The organism is Nocardia sp. NPDC004151, from assembly GCF_042874235.1.
Lineage (GTDB): Bacteria > Actinomycetota > Actinomycetes > Mycobacteriales > Mycobacteriaceae > Nocardia.
In genome coordinates, this window is record NZ_JBIAMR010000008.1 from 267,858 (window position 1) to 284,129 (window position 16,272).

The 16,272-nt window shown below is 68.6% G+C and carries 16 protein-coding genes; 5 read left to right on the plus strand and 11 right to left on the minus strand.

Features of this window, described 5'->3' with window-relative positions; translation table 11 throughout:
- Window positions 1-6 precede the first annotated feature (6 nt).
- Complete coding sequence (locus ACFYTS_RS20340) at window positions 7-792, minus strand: alpha/beta fold hydrolase (protein ID WP_387306296.1); 786 nt, start codon at window positions 790-792, stop codon at window positions 7-9.
- 149 nt (window positions 793-941) lie between these two features.
- Window positions 942-1,127 carry a hypothetical protein gene (locus tag ACFYTS_RS20345; protein WP_387306298.1) on the minus strand — a complete coding sequence of 62 codons (186 nt, stop codon included), beginning with the start codon at window positions 1,125-1,127 and terminating at the stop codon, window positions 942-944.
- A gap of 4 nt (window positions 1,128-1,131) precedes the next feature.
- Here ACFYTS_RS20345 and ACFYTS_RS20350 point away from each other — a divergent pair, with 4 nt between their 5' ends.
- Window positions 1,132-2,046, plus strand: a complete 915-nt coding sequence (locus ACFYTS_RS20350; protein ID WP_387306437.1) for a helix-turn-helix domain-containing protein — start codon at window positions 1,132-1,134, stop codon at window positions 2,044-2,046.
- Between the two features lie 69 nt (window positions 2,047-2,115).
- Here ACFYTS_RS20350 and ACFYTS_RS20355 read toward each other — a convergent pair whose 3' ends face one another.
- Both ACFYTS_RS20355 and ACFYTS_RS20360 read right to left on the minus strand, forming a co-directional pair.
- The gene (locus ACFYTS_RS20355; protein WP_387306300.1) at window positions 2,116-2,250 is read right to left on the minus strand and encodes a hypothetical protein; all 135 of its coding nucleotides are present in this window, start codon (window positions 2,248-2,250) and stop codon (window positions 2,116-2,118) included.
- An 86-nt stretch (window positions 2,251-2,336) separates the two neighbouring features.
- On the minus strand, window positions 2,337-3,227 hold the full coding sequence (locus ACFYTS_RS20360; protein WP_387306439.1) for a DUF1254 domain-containing protein: 891 nt from the start codon (window positions 3,225-3,227) through the stop codon (window positions 2,337-2,339).
- A 363-nt stretch (window positions 3,228-3,590) separates the two neighbouring features.
- On the opposite strand from ACFYTS_RS20360, the gene ACFYTS_RS20365 reads away from it, so the two are divergent.
- Together ACFYTS_RS20365 and ACFYTS_RS20370 are read left to right on the plus strand one after the other, a co-directional pair.
- Window positions 3,591-5,051 (plus strand): DUF1214 domain-containing protein, encoded by a 1,461-nt coding sequence (locus ACFYTS_RS20365; protein WP_387306302.1) that lies wholly within the window; start codon window positions 3,591-3,593, stop codon window positions 5,049-5,051.
- A gap of 112 nt (window positions 5,052-5,163) precedes the next feature.
- The gene (locus tag ACFYTS_RS20370) at window positions 5,164-6,636 is read left to right on the plus strand and encodes a DUF222 domain-containing protein (RefSeq protein WP_387306304.1); all 1,473 of its coding nucleotides are present in this window, start codon (window positions 5,164-5,166) and stop codon (window positions 6,634-6,636) included.
- Window positions 6,637-6,985: 349 nt separating this feature from the next.
- On the opposite strand, the gene hflX is transcribed toward ACFYTS_RS20370, so the two are convergent.
- Together hflX and ACFYTS_RS20380 are read right to left on the minus strand one after the other, a co-directional pair.
- Window positions 6,986-8,479: a GTPase HflX gene (gene hflX / locus ACFYTS_RS20375; protein WP_357282905.1), complete on the minus strand. Its 1,494-nt coding sequence runs from the start codon at window positions 8,477-8,479 to the stop codon at window positions 6,986-6,988.
- An 81-nt stretch (window positions 8,480-8,560) separates the two neighbouring features.
- Window positions 8,561-8,935, minus strand: a complete 375-nt coding sequence (locus tag ACFYTS_RS20380; RefSeq protein WP_357282904.1) for a MerR family transcriptional regulator — start codon at window positions 8,933-8,935, stop codon at window positions 8,561-8,563.
- Window positions 8,936-8,995: 60 nt separating this feature from the next.
- Between ACFYTS_RS20380 and ACFYTS_RS20385 the strand changes: the two genes are divergently transcribed.
- On the plus strand, window positions 8,996-10,153 hold the full coding sequence (locus ACFYTS_RS20385; protein WP_387306307.1) for an alkene reductase: 1,158 nt from the start codon (window positions 8,996-8,998) through the stop codon (window positions 10,151-10,153).
- A gap of 8 nt (window positions 10,154-10,161) precedes the next feature.
- Here ACFYTS_RS20385 and dapF read toward each other — a convergent pair whose 3' ends face one another.
- From dapF to ACFYTS_RS20405, 4 genes are read right to left on the minus strand one after another with little or no spacing between them, the layout of a single operon-like run.
- Window positions 10,162-11,082 (minus strand): diaminopimelate epimerase, encoded by a 921-nt coding sequence (gene dapF / locus ACFYTS_RS20390; RefSeq protein WP_357282901.1) that lies wholly within the window; start codon window positions 11,080-11,082, stop codon window positions 10,162-10,164.
- A gap of 5 nt (window positions 11,083-11,087) precedes the next feature.
- A complete protein-coding gene (locus ACFYTS_RS20395; RefSeq protein ID WP_387306310.1) occupies window positions 11,088-11,909 on the minus strand; it encodes a TrmH family RNA methyltransferase in 822 nt (273 codons plus the stop codon).
- Window positions 11,910-11,931: 22 nt separating this feature from the next.
- A complete protein-coding gene (gene miaA / locus ACFYTS_RS20400) occupies window positions 11,932-12,840 on the minus strand; it encodes a tRNA (adenosine(37)-N6)-dimethylallyltransferase MiaA (RefSeq protein WP_387306312.1) in 909 nt (302 codons plus the stop codon).
- Entirely contained in the window at window positions 12,837-13,631 is a 795-nt protein-coding gene (locus tag ACFYTS_RS20405) for a hypothetical protein (protein ID WP_387306314.1), read from the minus strand. The genes miaA and ACFYTS_RS20405 overlap by 4 nt, the downstream gene beginning before the upstream one ends.
- 174 nt (window positions 13,632-13,805) lie before the next feature.
- On the opposite strand from ACFYTS_RS20405, the gene ACFYTS_RS20410 reads away from it, so the two are divergent.
- The gene (locus tag ACFYTS_RS20410; protein ID WP_387306316.1) at window positions 13,806-15,242 is read left to right on the plus strand and encodes a DUF349 domain-containing protein; all 1,437 of its coding nucleotides are present in this window, start codon (window positions 13,806-13,808) and stop codon (window positions 15,240-15,242) included.
- A 322-nt stretch (window positions 15,243-15,564) separates the two neighbouring features.
- Here ACFYTS_RS20410 and ACFYTS_RS20415 read toward each other — a convergent pair whose 3' ends face one another.
- Window positions 15,565-16,146 (minus strand): hypothetical protein, encoded by a 582-nt coding sequence (locus ACFYTS_RS20415; RefSeq protein ID WP_357283190.1) that lies wholly within the window; start codon window positions 16,144-16,146, stop codon window positions 15,565-15,567.
- Window positions 16,147-16,272: the final 126 nt, after the last annotated feature.

Consider the following 16,272-nt stretch of genomic DNA (forward strand, 5'->3'; position numbering starts at 1 on the left):
CCCCGGTCAGGCGATGAAATCGCTGACCAGCTTCACGAATTCGCGCGGCCGCTCCACCATCACGACGTGACCGGTATCGATTTCCTCGTACACCGCGCCGGGTATGGCGGCGGCCAGTTCCCGGGCGTTCTCCACGGGCAGGAACCCGTCCTGGGCCGCCCCGATCACCAGCGTCGGTGCTTGGACGCGAGGCAGCAGAGCCCGAATGTCCAGGCGCAGAGCCAGTTCGATCTGTCGACGGCGGTCCGGGGTGGACTGGAACCGGACGGCGAGCTCCTCCACTGCGACATGACCGATCGACCGCAGGTGCGTTCGGCTGAACGCCAGCAGCATCGAATACCGCGCGAAGGTGTCCGGGTCACCGAGGAGATCACGCCACACGGTCAGTGAGTTGCGCAGGTACTCGTCACCCGGTCCGGCGAAACCCGCGACCGGCACCAGGGTGCGGACCAGCTCCGGCCGCAGCGCGGCCAACACGGCCGACACCACCGCGCCCAGTGAATGCCCCACCAGATCGACCTGCCCCACACCCAGGTCCGCGACAACCGCGGCCAACTGCTCGGCGAGCAGCTCGACGGTGAGCTCACCGCCATCGTCGCGAGCCGGATCACTGCCCGACAGATTCGGCAGCACAACCAGATTGGTGGTGGCGAACGCCTCCGCCACACCATCCCAGGCTCGCGCGCCCGCACCGCCGCCGTGCACCAGCACCAACGGACGCCCGGCACCCAGCACCCGATACGGCACACGCGCGTCACCCACCGCGACCTCCCGCATTTCCGCTTCACCCATATCCGGCTCCTCTCGTATCGCTCGACGTGATCGACCTTCTCGCGAACTCGGAGCGGTGAGGAGCGGAGAGCTTTCCCTAGGAGCGGCGCTCCCAGCCTCGAGGAGGGCGACCTCAGCCTCCGCGCGCCCGAGCGTCGTGGGCGCCGCACTCAGCGCGGCCGACGCGGACTCGTCGGCCGGCGCCCCCGGTGCGCGAGGTGCTCGCGCAGTCGCACGCCATCGGCCCGACCCGGGACGCCGGATTCGGCGCGCCCGCCGCCGGGCAGCAGTCCGATGACCGCGTGCGCCCCGGGGCGGTCGAGTATCGGGTTCAGGTCGCGCAGGATGGAGGGCATGACGATGGACCGCGACAAGCTGGCGGATTTCCTGCGCCGGTCCCGAGAGCGACTACAGCCGGGGGATGTGGGTTTGGCCGGTGGACCGCGTCGGCGCACGCCGGGCCTGCGGCGCGAGGAGCTGGCGCACCTGTCCGGCGTGTCCGCGGACTATGTGATGCGGCTCGAGCAGGCGCGCAGTTCCCAGCCGTCGGTCCAGGTGCTGGCCGCGCTCGCGCACAGCCTGCGGTTGAGCCTGGACGAGCGGGACCACCTGTATCTGCTGGCCGGTCATCGCCCGCCCGAGGGGATGCGCGCCGGGAACACCGTGCGGCCCGCGCTGCGCTACCTGCTCGACCGGTTGAGTGACACCCCGGTCCAGCTCATCACCGACCTCGGCGATCTGCTCGCCCAGAACGCCTTGGCCGAGGCGCTGTTCGGATGCGTGTGCGCCATCGCCGAATCGGACCGCAATATCGCGTGGCGCTGGTTCACCGACCCGTCGGTCCGCGAGGCCTATCCCGCCGAGGAACATGACCGGCTGGGCCGCCTGCGCGTCGCGGACCTGCGCGCCGCCGCGACCCGCCGCGGCTACGACCGGGCCTCGACCGCACTGATCGAGCGCCTCGAAACCGCGAGCCCCGAGTTCACCGACCTCTGGCAACGCCACGAGGTCGCCGTCCGCCGCGAAAGCCATGTGCGCGTTCGCCATCCGGACATCGGCACGATCGAATTCGACTACGAACTCCTGCACACCCAGGCCGAGGACCAGCGTCTGCGCGTGTTCACCCCGCCGCCCGGGTCCCCCGCCGTCGAGGCCCTCGAAGTTCTGCGCGCCCTCGGCCCGGACACCGCCCACCGTTCCCACCGTGGCCAAGGGCCGGGCGTCACTGCTTCGTCTGGATCTCCTCGCGGGAACGAACAATGTCGATCCCGATGATCATGATCTTCCGGTCGCCATCGGTCAGAACCTTCAGGAATCCGGGCGGGTTCGCCAGCACGCACCCGATCACCGCCGCCGCGTAACCGACACCGCGAACGACGCCGCGGCCCCGGTCAACGACAGCCCCGTCGACCAGGCGGCGCCGAACTCGTCCGAGCCCGAGCCGCCCGCCGAATCCTGACGATCCGCCGGGCCGGTCACCTCGCTACCGGAAGCCGTGCAGCGCATGCAAAGCCGCAGTTCACAGCCTCCAGCCGGTGGCGCGCCGCCAGTCGGGAAGCGGCGGACTACCCGATGCGCTGGGCCTGGGGGAAGGACCAGGTGCCGTCGAGGATGTTCTGGTGCGGACGGTAGAGGCGGACCATGTAGTTCCAGTTGGGCGTGGTGGGCAGGCAATTGGGGATCTGACCGTCACAGCCGCCGAACTGGATGTCGTAGGAACCGTCGGCGCTCTTCTTTGCCGTGACGTTGTTGACCGAGTACGCGTTGAGCGGGTTGGGCTGGTAATAGCCTTCGGCGTTGTAGACGCTGACCGACCAGAAGCCGTCCACGGGAACGTCTTTCACACGCAGGGTGTAGTTGACGTTGCCGCTGTTGTCGGGCGGAATGATGTTGAGGTAGAGGGCGTCCTTCTCCGGGTTACCGCCCCAGGCGGAGGCGGAGGTGATCAGGTGACGGACCTCGTCGACCTGTCCCCGAGGGCCGAAGGAGTTCTTGGTGTCGGGCAGGGTGGTCGCCAGCGTGAGCAGGGCGTCGCGAACCTTGTCCTGACTGGGCTTGTCCCACTGCGGGATCTCGAAGGCGCCCTTGCTCTTCTGTTCGATGGTGATGGCGTCCTGCAGCTTGTGGACGGCGTCGACATCGGCGGGGTTGTTCGGGTCGACGAAGGTGCGGACCGCGGCGATCATGTACCGGGTGCCGATCTTGTCGCGGTCATAGGTGTACGTGCCGGCCTTGTAGACGACCTCCGGGGTGTACTCGTCCTCGTCGATGATCTGCATGGACATGAAGCGATCGCCGGCGTCGGGGACGGTGATCGAGACCGGGCCGGCGTCGAGATCGATGACCGCCGACGAGTAGAGGGTGTCGCGGTTGGCCCGGATCACGGTCTGGCGATCGATCGGCATGGGCTCGCGGATGTGGTGGAAATTGCCGATTCCGCCATCCTGCACCGACATCGCGAACTCACGGTCGGTCTCGGCTCGGGCGAAGTTCTCGACGGTGACGATCGCCGGTTGGTTCGGCGGATAGTCCACGGCCTTGGCCTTGGTTCCGGACGCGGCGCTGGTATTGGTGGTGGTCGAGCTCGAGCTCGAGGAATCGTTGCCGCAGGCGGCCGCGGTGGCGCATACCAGTAGCGCGCCGATAACCACGGCACCGGATCGCATCGCCTTCATGTACCCACTCCTTCACTGGAGACGTTGCAAGAGCCTCGATATTGGGCGCGTGGCGATCCGCTACAACCGATTGACCAGCGCTAGTTTCACACCATGCCATCAGGTAGCGATGAAGTAGCCAAAGCAGGCCGATCCGGACCCACCGTGTCCCGACGCGCAGCAATTCTCGGCGCCACCGCCACCGCGATACTCGGCGCGGCGATCGGCGGTGGCGTGGTCGCGGTCTCGAAGCGCGACGACGATGACCCGAAATCCAGCACGTCCGCGAAGTCGGACTCCGACATCGACCGCGATGTGGTCTCCTCCCGGGCGTTCGACGCGGTCGTGTGGGGTATGCCTGCCGTCAACTACGACCGGATGCTGCAGGCCGCGATCGCGGTCGGCGCCGGACCGAACCAGATCGTGTACTGGTCGAAGCTGCTGGATTGGAAGAACCAGACGCTGACCCCGAATCCGAACGCCATCTATCTGATGCCGTTCTACGACACGACGTCCGGGCCGGTCGTGATCGATGTCCCACCCGCCGAAGGGGACTCCACGATCACCGGCTCCATCGACTCGGTCTGGCAGACCCCACTCGCCGATGTCGGCCCCGCGGGGACGGACAAGGGCGCGGGTGGCCGATACCTGATCCTGCCGCCCGGCTACACCGGCGAGATCCCGGACGGGTTCATCCCCCTGCGCTCGGAGACCTATGCCGGATTCGCCATCATGCGCTCGAATCTGAAGAGCGGCAGTGACGCCGATATCGCGGCAGCGGTGAATTACGGCAAGCGTATCGGCCTGTATCGGCTCGACGCTGCCGGAAACCCGCCGCCGACACCGTATGTCGACGCCTCGGGCAAGGAGTTCGACTCCACCATCCCCTACAACCGGGACTTCTTCACCAACCTGAACCGGGTGGTGCAGGCCGAGGTGTGGCTGCCGCGCGATATGGCGATGATCGACCAGCTGTCGAGCCTCGGCATCACGAAAGGCGCTCCGTACAAGCCGGACTCGACAACGCTCTCCCGGTTCGACGACGCCGCCGACGACGCGGGGAAATGGCTCGAACAGCTCTACGTCAAAGGGTTCACGCCCCCGTACTTCGACAACACGCATTGGGCACTCCCGGCCGACCAGCAGCTGATCACGGCGATGCAGAACGGGTTCGCCGACCCCTCCAGCTACCCCGTCGACGCTCGCGGCATGGCCTACTCGTTCGCCTATTTCGCCGCCAAGAACCTCGGCACCGGACAGTTCTACCTGGTCGCCATCCACGACGCCGACGGCAAAGACCTCGATGGCGGCAAGAACTACAAGATCAACGTTCCCGCCCACGTCCCGGTGTCGCTCTACTGGTCCGCCACCGCCTACGACCGCGGCACCCACACCCTCATCCGCGATGCCGACTGGGCCAGCCGCGCATCCAATACCCCTGGCTTACAAAACAATTCCGACGGGTCGGTCGACCTCTACATCGGCCCCAGCGCACCCGACGGCAAGAAGTCCAACTGGATTCCCACCAAGTCCGGCCGGAACTTCGAAATCATGTTCCGCTTCTACGGACCCCAGCCGCCACTGTCGGAGAAGACCTGGAACCTGCCCGATATCCAACCCGCCTGAGGCACGGACGCCGGGACAGTCGGTCCGCTCCGACAATTGGTCAAGTCTGAAATTAGTTGTGCGACAATTAAATTCATGCATCTAAATGAGTATTGCGCGATAGAATAGAGGCATGAATTCGGCAGGTCAGGTTCTCGCGGACGACATCACGGTGGCGGATGCCATCGATATGATGCGCGTCGCGACCGAGGTCCTGATCGCCGAATCCCTCGACCCGATCGAGGACGACGACCTGGTGGATGTGCTGCGGGATTGGGAGAGCATGCGGCGCAGCACGGCCGCGTTCGAGCACAAGATGATTCGGGAAGTCGAGAACCGGGGGCTTCCGGAAAAGGCCGGGGTGAAGCGGACTTCGAAATATCTCGAGCAGACCTTGCGCCTCGGCCACGCCGAAGCCTGCGCCCGGGTACGCGCCGCGGAGTTGCTGGGGATGCGGCGGGAAGCCGGGCGGATGGTCAAGCCGTGGCTGTCGTGGACGGCGGCATTCCAGGAAATGGGTTTGGTGTCAGCCGATTCCGCGCGCCACATCGCGAAGATCATGGACAAGATTCCGGGGAAGGTCGACGCCGACACCCGCGACCGCGCCGAATTCCAGCTCGCGCACTTCGCCACCGAATCCACGCCCGATGATCTGCCCAAGATCGGGGACCGGATCCTGGGCTACCTCGATCCCGACGGGCGTCTCACCGACGAAGGTGACCGGCAGCGTCGGCGCGGGATCAGCTTCGGCAAGCAGGGCGTCGATGGCATGTCGGCCATCACCGCGCAGGTGACCCCCGCACTGCGGGCCGTGCTCGACCCGATCTTCGCCAGCCTGGCCCGGCCCGGTATGTGCAACCCCGATGATGCCGAAAGCCCCTGGTCCACTGAAGGACTCGACGACGCAGCCCTTGCGGGGCTGGAGCGCGCCGCACGCCGTGACGACCGCACCGCCGCGCAGCGCAACCATGACGCGCTGCTGGCGTTCCTGCGGCCCGAGATGAGTCCGACCGTTCCCGGTCAGCACCGTGGGCTGCCCGTCTCGACGATCATCACCATGTCGCTGGCGGAGGTCGAAGCGGCTGCCGGGGTGTCCACGACCGCGTCGGGTGGGACCGTGCCGCTGGAAGAAGCATTGCGGCTGGCCGAGAAGTCGACGCCGTTCCTGGCGATCTTCGATCACGCCGGGCAGGCCCTGCACCTCGGGCGGACCAAGCGGCTCGCGAACTCCGCACAGCGTATGGCGTTGATCGCCACCGAGCGTGGCTGCACCCGTCCGGGATGCAACGCACCCGCCACGCTGACCCAGGTGCACCACGTCACCGAGCGGGCCAAGGGCGGTCGGACCGACATCGAAAACTTGACCTTGGCCTGCGATGCTTGCCACGCACTGATCCATGACGGGCCCGGCGGCTGGAAAACCGTTGTCATGCCGAAGGATTCCGACCGTGCGGGCCGGACAGGGTGGATCGCGCCACGCCACATCGACCCCACCGGAACACCCCGGGTCAACGACCGCCACCATGCGGGTGAGTTGATGGCCGCCTCCCTGGCCAGGCTGCGCGATGGCACACGCCCACCGGTCAAATGGTGGTCACTCGCCTGACGGGTGACCCTCCCCCGATCATGCAAAGCCCGAGCCCCACCGAAGGTGGGGCCCTTCGGGCTGCGTGCGTCACGGCTGCTCGTGTCACAAGGGCGTGCGCAGAGCTACGCGGAGTGTGGTCACCTCGCCTGCCCTACCGGATTTGGGCTGACGCCAGGCTGGGAGCCGCCACCCCCAGCCCACGGACCGCACACATCACCTTCTACAGACAACCCAAAGATCCCTTTGCCCTTGCCCCGGGACGATGCGCGGCCGAGCCGTGCGGGGGGCTGGTAGGTGAGGGGGCCTCGCAAGCTCGGCCACCCTCGCTTCCTGCTCCAGGCGTCTTTGGTCTTCGGTTGTTCTGGCCCTATGCGGCCGTACCGCCCGCATGCGCGAATTCGGCAAGCTGACCAGCAAGGCTGTTCGGCACACGTGCGCGAACCCGGGTACCGGTTTCCTCATGCTCGGAGCTGAGGATCTTGCCGTCCGCGTGGATACGAGCCAGCAGATCACCACGGGTGTAAGGCAACAACACACTGACCTCGACATCCAGCCCGCCGAGAATCTGACCGAGTCGGTCCCGAAGCTGATCCACCCCCTCGCCGGTGCGAGCGGAGACGAAGGCCGCATCGGGCAGCCAACCCCGCAGCTGCGTCACCTCCAGCGGATCCAGGGCGTCAATCTTGTTGACCACCAGGAACTCCGGCGGAGCAGGCGTCTTGGTTTCCTTCAGCACATCGGTGATGACCTCGCGAACCGCCTTGATCTGCTGATCCGGCAGCGCGTCGGAACCGTCTACCACATGCAGGAGCAGATCCGCGCCGGTCACCTCTTCCAGGGTGGACCGGAACGCCTCGACCAACTGCGTGGGCAGGTGGCGGACGAAACCGACGGTGTCGGTGAACACGACCTCACGCCCGTCCTCGAGCGCCGCCCGGCGGGTGGTCGGATCCAGGGTGGCGAACAGCGCGTCCTGCACCAGGATTCCGGCATCGGTCAACGCGTTCATCAGCGAGGACTTGCCCGCATTGGTGTAGCCGACGATCGCGACCTGCGGGATGCCGCTGGACGAGCGCCTGGCGCGCTTGGTGTCACGGGCGGTCTTCATCTCGCGGATCTCGCGGCGCAGCTTGGCCATTCGCTCGCGAATCCGGCGACGGTCGGTCTCGATCTTGGTCTCACCGGGACCACGCAGACCCACACCGCCGTTGCTACCCGCACGGCCACCGGCCTGCCGGGACATGGACTCACCCCAACCGCGCAGTCGCGGCAGCATGTATTCCATCTGGGCCAGCGAGACCTGTGCCTTGCCCTCACGCGAGGTGGCGTGCTGGGCGAAGATGTCCAGAATCAGCGCGGTGCGATCGATGACCTTCACCTTGACGATCTTCTCCAGCGCGGTCAGCTGCGCGGGCGAGAGCTCACCGTCACAGACGACGGTGTCGGCGCCGTGCTCGAGCACCATGCCGCGTAGCTCGTCGGCCTTGCCCGAGCCGATGTAAGTGGACTTGTCCGGCTTGTCACGGCGCTGGATCAGCGCGTCGAGCACTTCCGAACCCGCGGTCTCCGCGAGCGCGGCCAGCTCGGCCATGCTCGCGTCGGCCTGGGCGGCCGTGCCCTCGGTCCAGACACCGACCAGAACGACCCGCTCCAGTCGCAGCTGCCGGTACTCGACCTCGGTGACGTCCTCGAGCTCGGTGGACAGACCCGCGACGCGACGCAGCGCGGCGCGCTCCTCGAGCTGCTGCTCGCCGACGGTCGGCGCGGCCGACCAGCCATTGCGGCCGGTCTCGGGCGCGTCGTTGGTCTCCTCGTCGAGGTCCTCGGCGGGAGTGAACTCATACGTTTCTGGCTTACTCATACACCTCCATAGTCCCACGTCCCAACGAACGGCCGCACTCGGTTATTTCGGGGCGACCGCCGCTCGCCCGCGGGCCACCGCTCACGACCTGGCCACGAACCGCTCCCCTGCGCGCACGATCACATCGTCGAGCACCTCGCGGGACCGCAGCAGGTCCGCGATGGTGCGATCGATCCTGTCGCGTTCGGCGCGCAATTCGCCGACCAGCTCGGGTGTGGCGCGTTCGTTCGCGCCGCCGTCGGTGTCACGCATGCACGGGAGGATCTCGAAGATCTTCTTGCTGTTGAGGCCGGCCGCGAAGAGCTCCTGAATGTGGATGACCCGGTCCACGGCGAGCTCCGGATAGTCGCGCTGGCCGCCCGGGGTACGCGTGGCCACCAGCAGCCCCTGCTCCTCGTAGTAGCGCAGCGACCGATCGCTCACGCCGGTACGTTTTGCCAGCTCACCGATTCGCATGCGGCACTCCGGAATCCAAGGCTTGCACCTCACATTGATGTCAGGTTTTACCTTACCGGCATGACGAACACAGACCTCTTCACCACCGGCCGCGTCGGCGCGGTCGAACTCCCCAACCGCCTCGTGATGGCCCCGATGACCCGCAATCGCGCGGCCGCCGACGGGACCCCGACCGAGCTGATGGCCACCTACTACACCCAGCGCGCGAGCGCCGGACTGATCATCGCCGAAGCCGCCACCCCCAACCAGGTCGGACTGACCTACCCGAATATCCCGGCCATCTACACCGATTCGCACATCGCGGGCTGGCGGCGGGTCACCGACTCGGTGCGGGCCGCGGGCGGGCGCATGGTGCTGCAACTCCAGCACGGCGGCCGCGTCGGGCACCCGGACAACAGCGGACTGACTCCCGTCGCACCCTCCGCCATCGCCCTGCCCGACACCGTGCACACCCCCACCGGACACCAGGACGCCGTCACCCCACGGGAACTCACCGTCGCCGACATCCAGGACACCGTCGCTGATTTCGTCACCGCCGCCCGCAATGCGATCGCGGCCGGATTCGAGGGCGTCGAAATCCACAGCGCCAACGGCTATCTGCTGCACCAGTTCCTGTCCGACAACACCAACCAGCGCACGGACGCCTACGGCGGGTCGATCGCCAACCGGATCCGGTTCACCGTCGAGGTGGTGGACGCCGTGATCGCGGCCGTCGGAGCCGAGCGGGTCGGGGTACGGATCGCCCCCGGGGTGAACGTCAACGGCATCGCGGAAACCGACACCGACGAGTTGTACCCGGCGCTCGTGTCCGCCCTCGCGCAGCGGCGACCCGCCTACCTGCACGTGGTCTTCGCCGACCCGGAAAGCAGCCTCTTCCACCGCATCCGGAGCCTGTGGCCGACCACCCTGATCGCGAACCCGAACCTCGGCTGGGGCGTCCCGCTACCCGCCGACGGCGGTGCGGCCGCGGCCGAGGCGCTCCTCGGCGCGGGCGCGGACCTGGTCTCGCTGGGCCGCTCGTTCCTGGCCAATCCGGACCTGGTGGAACGCCTGCGGGTCGGCGCGCCGCTCAACACCGTCCGCGACGCGCACCTGATGTACGTCGGCGGCGCGACGGGCTACACCGACTACCCGGTGCTCGCCGGCAACTCCGTCACCGGCGATTCCGCGCTGGACGGTATCGCCACGAAGCAGCTCCTCGCCGTCAGCGCGGCGTGAAGATCCGCTCAGGCGTCCTGCCACCACTTGGCCGCGATGCGGCCCGTCGCCACCAGCTCCGACGGGCCGCGCAACCACGCCGAACCGTTCTCGATGCCGACGGTCACCACGCCGCCGGGAATGCGGACCTTCACATGCCCGGTGTCCGAGGCGAGGTCGAAACCGTCGCGGGCGAGGGCCGCGGCGGCCGCCGCGACGGTTCCCGTGCCGCAGGATCGGGTCTCGCCCACGCCGCGCTCGTACACCCGCATGTTCACACCCCGCTCGCCGTCGGAGCCGACGTTCAACGGGGTGAGGATCTCGACGTTCACACCGTGCGGGAACAGGGTGTGATCGAAGCCGGGGGCATGCTCGAGGTCGAGGTCCGCGAGCAGCGCCGGGGTCAGGTCCGGGTCCACGCAGGCCAGGTGCGGGTTGCCGACGTCGATGCCGATCCCGGTGAATTCACGTCCGCTCAGCGTCGCCGTCGAGGGGCCGAGGTTCTTCACAATGCCCATGGCGACGGTCACTTCACCGTGCACAGGATCGGCGTGGTGCACGACCACCGGCCGCGCGCCCGCGCGGGAGCCGACCACGAACTCGGAACGCTGCTCCAGCCCGGTCGCGACCAGGTAGTGCGCGAACACCCGCACCCCGTTGCCGCACATCTCGGCGATGGACCCGTCCGCGTTGCGGTAGTCCATGAACCAGTCGTCGACGTCGACGCCCTCGGGCAGGGCGGCCAGCACGCCGGTCTCGATCAGCGCGCCCGCGCGGGCCACGCGCAACACCCCGTCCGCGCCGAGCCCACGCTGCCGGTCGCACAGGGCTGCGATCCGGGATTCGGTGAGCTGCAGCCAGGCGTCCGGGTCGGGCAGCACCACGAAATCGTTCTGGGTGCCGTGGCCCTTGCTGAATTCGATATCAGCGGCGCTGCTCTCGCTCGTCATGGTCATTACGGTAGCGCCCGGCGCTGACGGGAGATTTCGTAGAGGGCCACCGCGGCCGCGGACGGCATGCCGAGCGTGCCGTCGGTGGGAATGCAGACCAGTTCGTCGCACACCTGCCGCCAACCCGGGGCCAGGGCGTCGGTGTCGTCACCGAGTACCAGCACGGTGCCGCCGTCGAATTTCGCGTCGTCGAGGGACAGGCCGCCGCGATCGTCGCTGCCGACGATCCGAGTCGGAACGCCACGCGCCCGCTGCCGGTCCCGGAACGCCGCCACCTGCGCCGGACCGGAGGTGCGCAGCACGGGCACCTCGAACAGGGCGCCGTCGGACGCGCGCACGCTCTGCGGGTCGTACTGGTCGGCACCGGAACCGGTCACGATCACCCCGCCCGCCCCGAACGCCGCCGCGGATCGGATCAACGCGCCCAACCGGATCGCCGACGCGGGCCGATCCACGACCACGACGGTCGCGGGATCGTCCGCGGTGCCCGGCGCGAAGTCCTCGAGCTCGGGCCGTTTCGTCACCGCGACCGCGACCAGTTCCGGCACCGGCTCGCTGGGTTCGGCCAGTTCGGCCATCACCTCCGGCACCAGGCCGATGCTCGGCACGCCACTGGAGTCCAGCACCTGCCGTGCCCACGGCGACGGTTCCGGATCGCCCAGCCGGTAGACCAGAGTCTCCAGCGGCCAACGGCATTCGAGGGCGCGGCTGATGGGTCGCATGCCCTGCACCAGGAATCGGGAATCCCGGGTGCGTGCGGCGCGGGTGGTCAGGTAGGCCTGCCACACCCCGACCGCGGCGGTGCGTGTGTTCGCGCGACGCGTCACTGTGGTTGTTCCTGTTCGTCCCTCATCGGTGAGGCTCGAGGAGGGCCAGCGCGGTCTCCGCCAAGGCGGGATCCGCGCCGTCCACCCATCGCACTCGCTGATCTCGGCGGAACCACGACCGCTGTCGCCGGACATAGCGCCGGGTGCCGATGAAGGTGCGCTCCTGAGCTTCGTTCAGGTCGTATTCGTTATCCAGGAAATCGAGGACTTGGGCGTAACCGATGGCGCGGCGGGCGGTTTGGCCGTGGCGCAGACCGTGTGCGAGCAAGCCCTCGACCTCGTCGAGCAGACCGGACTCGAACATTTTCGCGGTGCGCAGTTCGATGCGGGCATCCAGTTCGGCGGTCTCACGATCGACACCGATAATGGCTGTCCCCCAACGGGGTTCACCGATCTGGGGCGCCGAGGCGGCGAACGGCTGCCCGGTCAGCTCCACCACTTCGAGGGCGCGCACCATGCGGCGGCCGTCGGTGGGCAGGATCGTCTGCGCGGCCACGGGATCGGCCTGCTTCAGCGCCTCGTGCACGGCGACGGTGCCGCGGTCGGCCAGCACCGTCTCCCACTTGGCGCGGATCTCCGGATCGGTGGCCGGGAAATCCCAATCGTCCAGCAGCGCTTGCACGTACATCATGGAGCCGCCCACGATGACCGGGGTGCGGCCGCGCGCCATGATCGCCTCCACGTCGGCGCGGGCCGCCGCCTGATACGAGGCGACGGTGGCGGTTTCGGTGATGTCGAGGACATCGAGCTGGTGGTGCGGGATGCCGCGGCGTTCGGCGACCGGGAGTTTCGCGGTGCCGATGTCCATGCCGCGGTAGAGCTGCATGGCGTCGATATTGACGATCTCGCCGTCCAGGCGTTCCGCCAGATCAAGGGCCAGGTCGGACTTTCCGGTGGCGGTGGGGCCGACGACCGCGACGGGGCGGGTCACGCGGTGACCCCGCCATCGGCGGAGAGCGTCGGGAGCCACACGCTGACGTGGTAGGCGACGCCGAACGGGGCTGCGGCGTAGCGGGTTTCGACCTGCGGATCGGCCGGGTCGGCGGCGAACAGTCCGGCCAATGCCTGGTAGGCGGGCCGGCCCTCCACCTCGATCTCGGCGCACAGGGCGGTGTCGAGGTCGGCGAGGGCCTTGCGGTCGCCGGCGCTCAGGGCTTGGTCGATGTCGGCTTGCACGCCCTCCGCTCGCTCGTCGAGGTAGCGGGGGGCCTTCAGGGAGAGGGTGGCCGCGCCGTCGGCAACCACCAGGACACCGACCGGTTCGGATTCGGCGTCGAGTTCCGCTCGCAGCGCCCGCCCGAAGGCCAGACTCTCCTCCGCGGTGGCATCGGCCGAGATCAGACGGCATTCCGCGACGGTCTCGGGTGCGACCTGCTCGCGCAGCCAGCCCGCGATCAGCGCGGGCAGCGGCAACAGGACATCCGCGACACGCTCGGCAACCGGGCCTGACAAACCGACCCGCACGTCCACGCCGTATCCCCGGAATGTGCCCACCGCGTCAGCGCCGATCACCCGGCCCGAATCGCCCGCGCCCGAGCCCTCCCCCGGCTCCGCCACGCCGACGACGACCCATCGCGACACGCGGGCGGCCAACTCCCGGCCCGCAGCCGACACCGCAGCTCGCAGCTCCGCGACAGCCCCCTCGACGGCCGACCCGGCCGCGCCCTCCAGTTCGGGAACCAGCACGGGCGGCGAGGGGACCAGTGACGCAACACAGAACACGCCGTCAACCGTAGCGCTACCGCACCTCACCAGCCCCACCCCCGCCGATCGCCGCGCCGCCGAAGCGGGCTCAAAGACAGCATTTCGTATCTCAGCCTGGTTGAATGGGATGAGCTAGACCGATGAGCTAGGGCGTAACCAGGCAGCCGTGACGCGCGGCAGGGACGAGGAGCTATGACCGACAACAACGGAAACGAGAAGGCTACCCACCCGGAGTCGACCCCGACGCCTCAGCCCGGCGCCGCCGTGCCTGCCCCGAGCGAGAGCGCCAAGCCATCACCGGCGGTCGCCGCCGCACCCCGCCCGGGGGGCCCGCGCCGCAAACCCGAAACTCCCAAACCGCACGCCATGCCCGGCCCGGCCGCCGCGCATCCGCACCCGGTCGTGGTACCGAACGTCAGCGACCCCAGCCAGTGGGGACGGGTCGACGACGACGGCACCGCCTGGGTCAAGACCGCCGACGGCGAGCGGGTGATCGGCTCCTGGCAGGCCGGTGACGCCGCCGAGGGCCTGGCCCACTTCGGCCGCCGCTACGACGATCTGGCCACCGAGGTGGCGTTGCTGGAGGCCCGCCTGGCCGCCGGCACCGACGCCCGCAAGACCAAGACCGCCGCCACCGCGCTTGCCGAAACGTTGCCGACGGCCTCGGTGATCGGTGATCTGGACGGTCTGTCCGCCCGGCTGCAGGCCATCATCGAACACTCCGACGAGGCGGCCGCGCACGCCAAGGAGGAGAAGGACCGCACCCGGCACGAGCAAACCGAGCGCAAAGAGGCCTTGGCAGCCGAGGCCGAGCAGATCGCCAACGAATCCACCCAGTGGAAGGTCGCCGGCGACCGGCTGCGGGAGATCCTCGACGAGTGGAAGACCATTCGCGGCGTGGACCGCAAGGTCGACGACGCGCTGTGGCGCCGCTTCTCCAAGGCCCGCGAGGCGTTCAACCGCCGCCGCGGGGCGCACTTCGCCGATCTGGATCGCGAACGCGCCGCCGCCAAGGGCCGCAAGGAAGAGCTCTGCGGCCGCGCCGAGGAACTGTCCGGCTCGACCGACTGGTCCGGCACCGCCGCCATCTTCCGTGAGCTGCTGACGGAGTGGAAGGCCGCCGGTCGCGCTCCGCGCGAGGCCGACGAGCAGCTGTGGCGTCGCTTCAAGGCCGCGCAGGACGTGTTCTTCGCCGCCCGCAACTCCGCGGCCAGCGAACGCGACCACGAGTTCGAGCAGAACGCCTCCCTCAAGGAGGAACTGCTCGAGGCCTACGCGCACATCAACCCCGAGACGGGGCTCGATGCCGCGCGCAACGCCCTGCGCGAACTCCAGGAGAAGTGGGACGCCATCGGCAAGGTGCCCCGCGAGCGCATGCACGACCTGGAATCGCGTCTGCGCGCCATCGAGAAGAAGGTCCGCGAGGCCGCCGACGCCCAGTGGCGCCGCACCGACCCCGAGGCCATGGCCCGCGCCGCCCAGTTCCGCGAGCGCGTCGCCCAGTTCGAGGAGCAGGCCGCCAAGGCCCAGGCCGCGGGCAAGACCCGCGACGCGGAGAAGGCTCTGGAGCAGGCCAAGCAGTGGCGCGAATGGGCCGACGCCGCCGAAGGCGCGGTCAGCCAGCGCTGAAAAACCGATCGTCCGGGCCGCGTCGCGGCCCGGACGATCGCCGCACGTCCGGTCGAACAAGGTCCGGCGGCAACCCGATCAGGTTGCCGCCGGGCCTCTTTCGCACCATCGCCACCCGATCAACCTTCCCGCGGGCCGGGCCGCGGCGGCATCCAAGCCGTTGGGAATTCGCAGTGCGCCGCGAAGTCGCCATCGAACAGGACGGCCCCCGCGAATCACACGATGACCGCCTCGCTCGGCGGAACGCTGGAGATCCCACGAAAAAGGCCCGGTCGCAACCGATTCGGTTGCGACCGGGCCTGTCGAAATATCGTGCCGCTGCTCAGTCCTCGCCGAAGAGGCGGCGACGCTGCTGGTCCTCGGCCTTGGCGGCGGCCAAGCGGCGCTGTTCCTCGGCGGCCAGCTGGACCGAGGTGCGGGCCCAGACCACGCGGACCCAGTGGAAGGTCAGCACGATGATGGCGAGGGTGGCCAGGATGAGGCCGGCGCCGGGGCCGGCGCCGTGGTAGTTGCCGAGGCCGGGGGTCTGGCGGTGCCAGATGGACAGCACGCCGAAGACGCTGCCGACGGCGGAACCGGCGACGGCGATCCAGGCCAGCATCCAGCGGCGGGTGATGAGCGCGAGCACCGAGAAACCGATGCCGAAGATCACCACGAACCAGACGAACACCCGCGACGGCAGGCCGATGTGGTCGGCCTGGGCGACGGTGTCGTAGAGCAGCACGTCGAAGCCGCGGGTCTTGCCCGCGTGCGGCAGCACCAGCGAGGCCAGCAGCACGAACACCGAACCGGCGACCACCATGGCGCGCATGCCCGGGTCGATCTCGCCGGCGATCTTGCGTTCGACGGCCTCGAGGTCCGCGCGGAACTGCTCGAAGTCCTGACTGTGGTCGGCCGCCTTCATGCTCTCCTCGTTCGCGTCGGGCGCCTGCTGCGACGCCGTATCCGATTGTGCTGCTTCGTCTTCCGGCTGCTCCGGCCGGTCACGAGGCTCGTCGGAGCCGGTGGGCTGCTGCTCGGTCATGCTGAT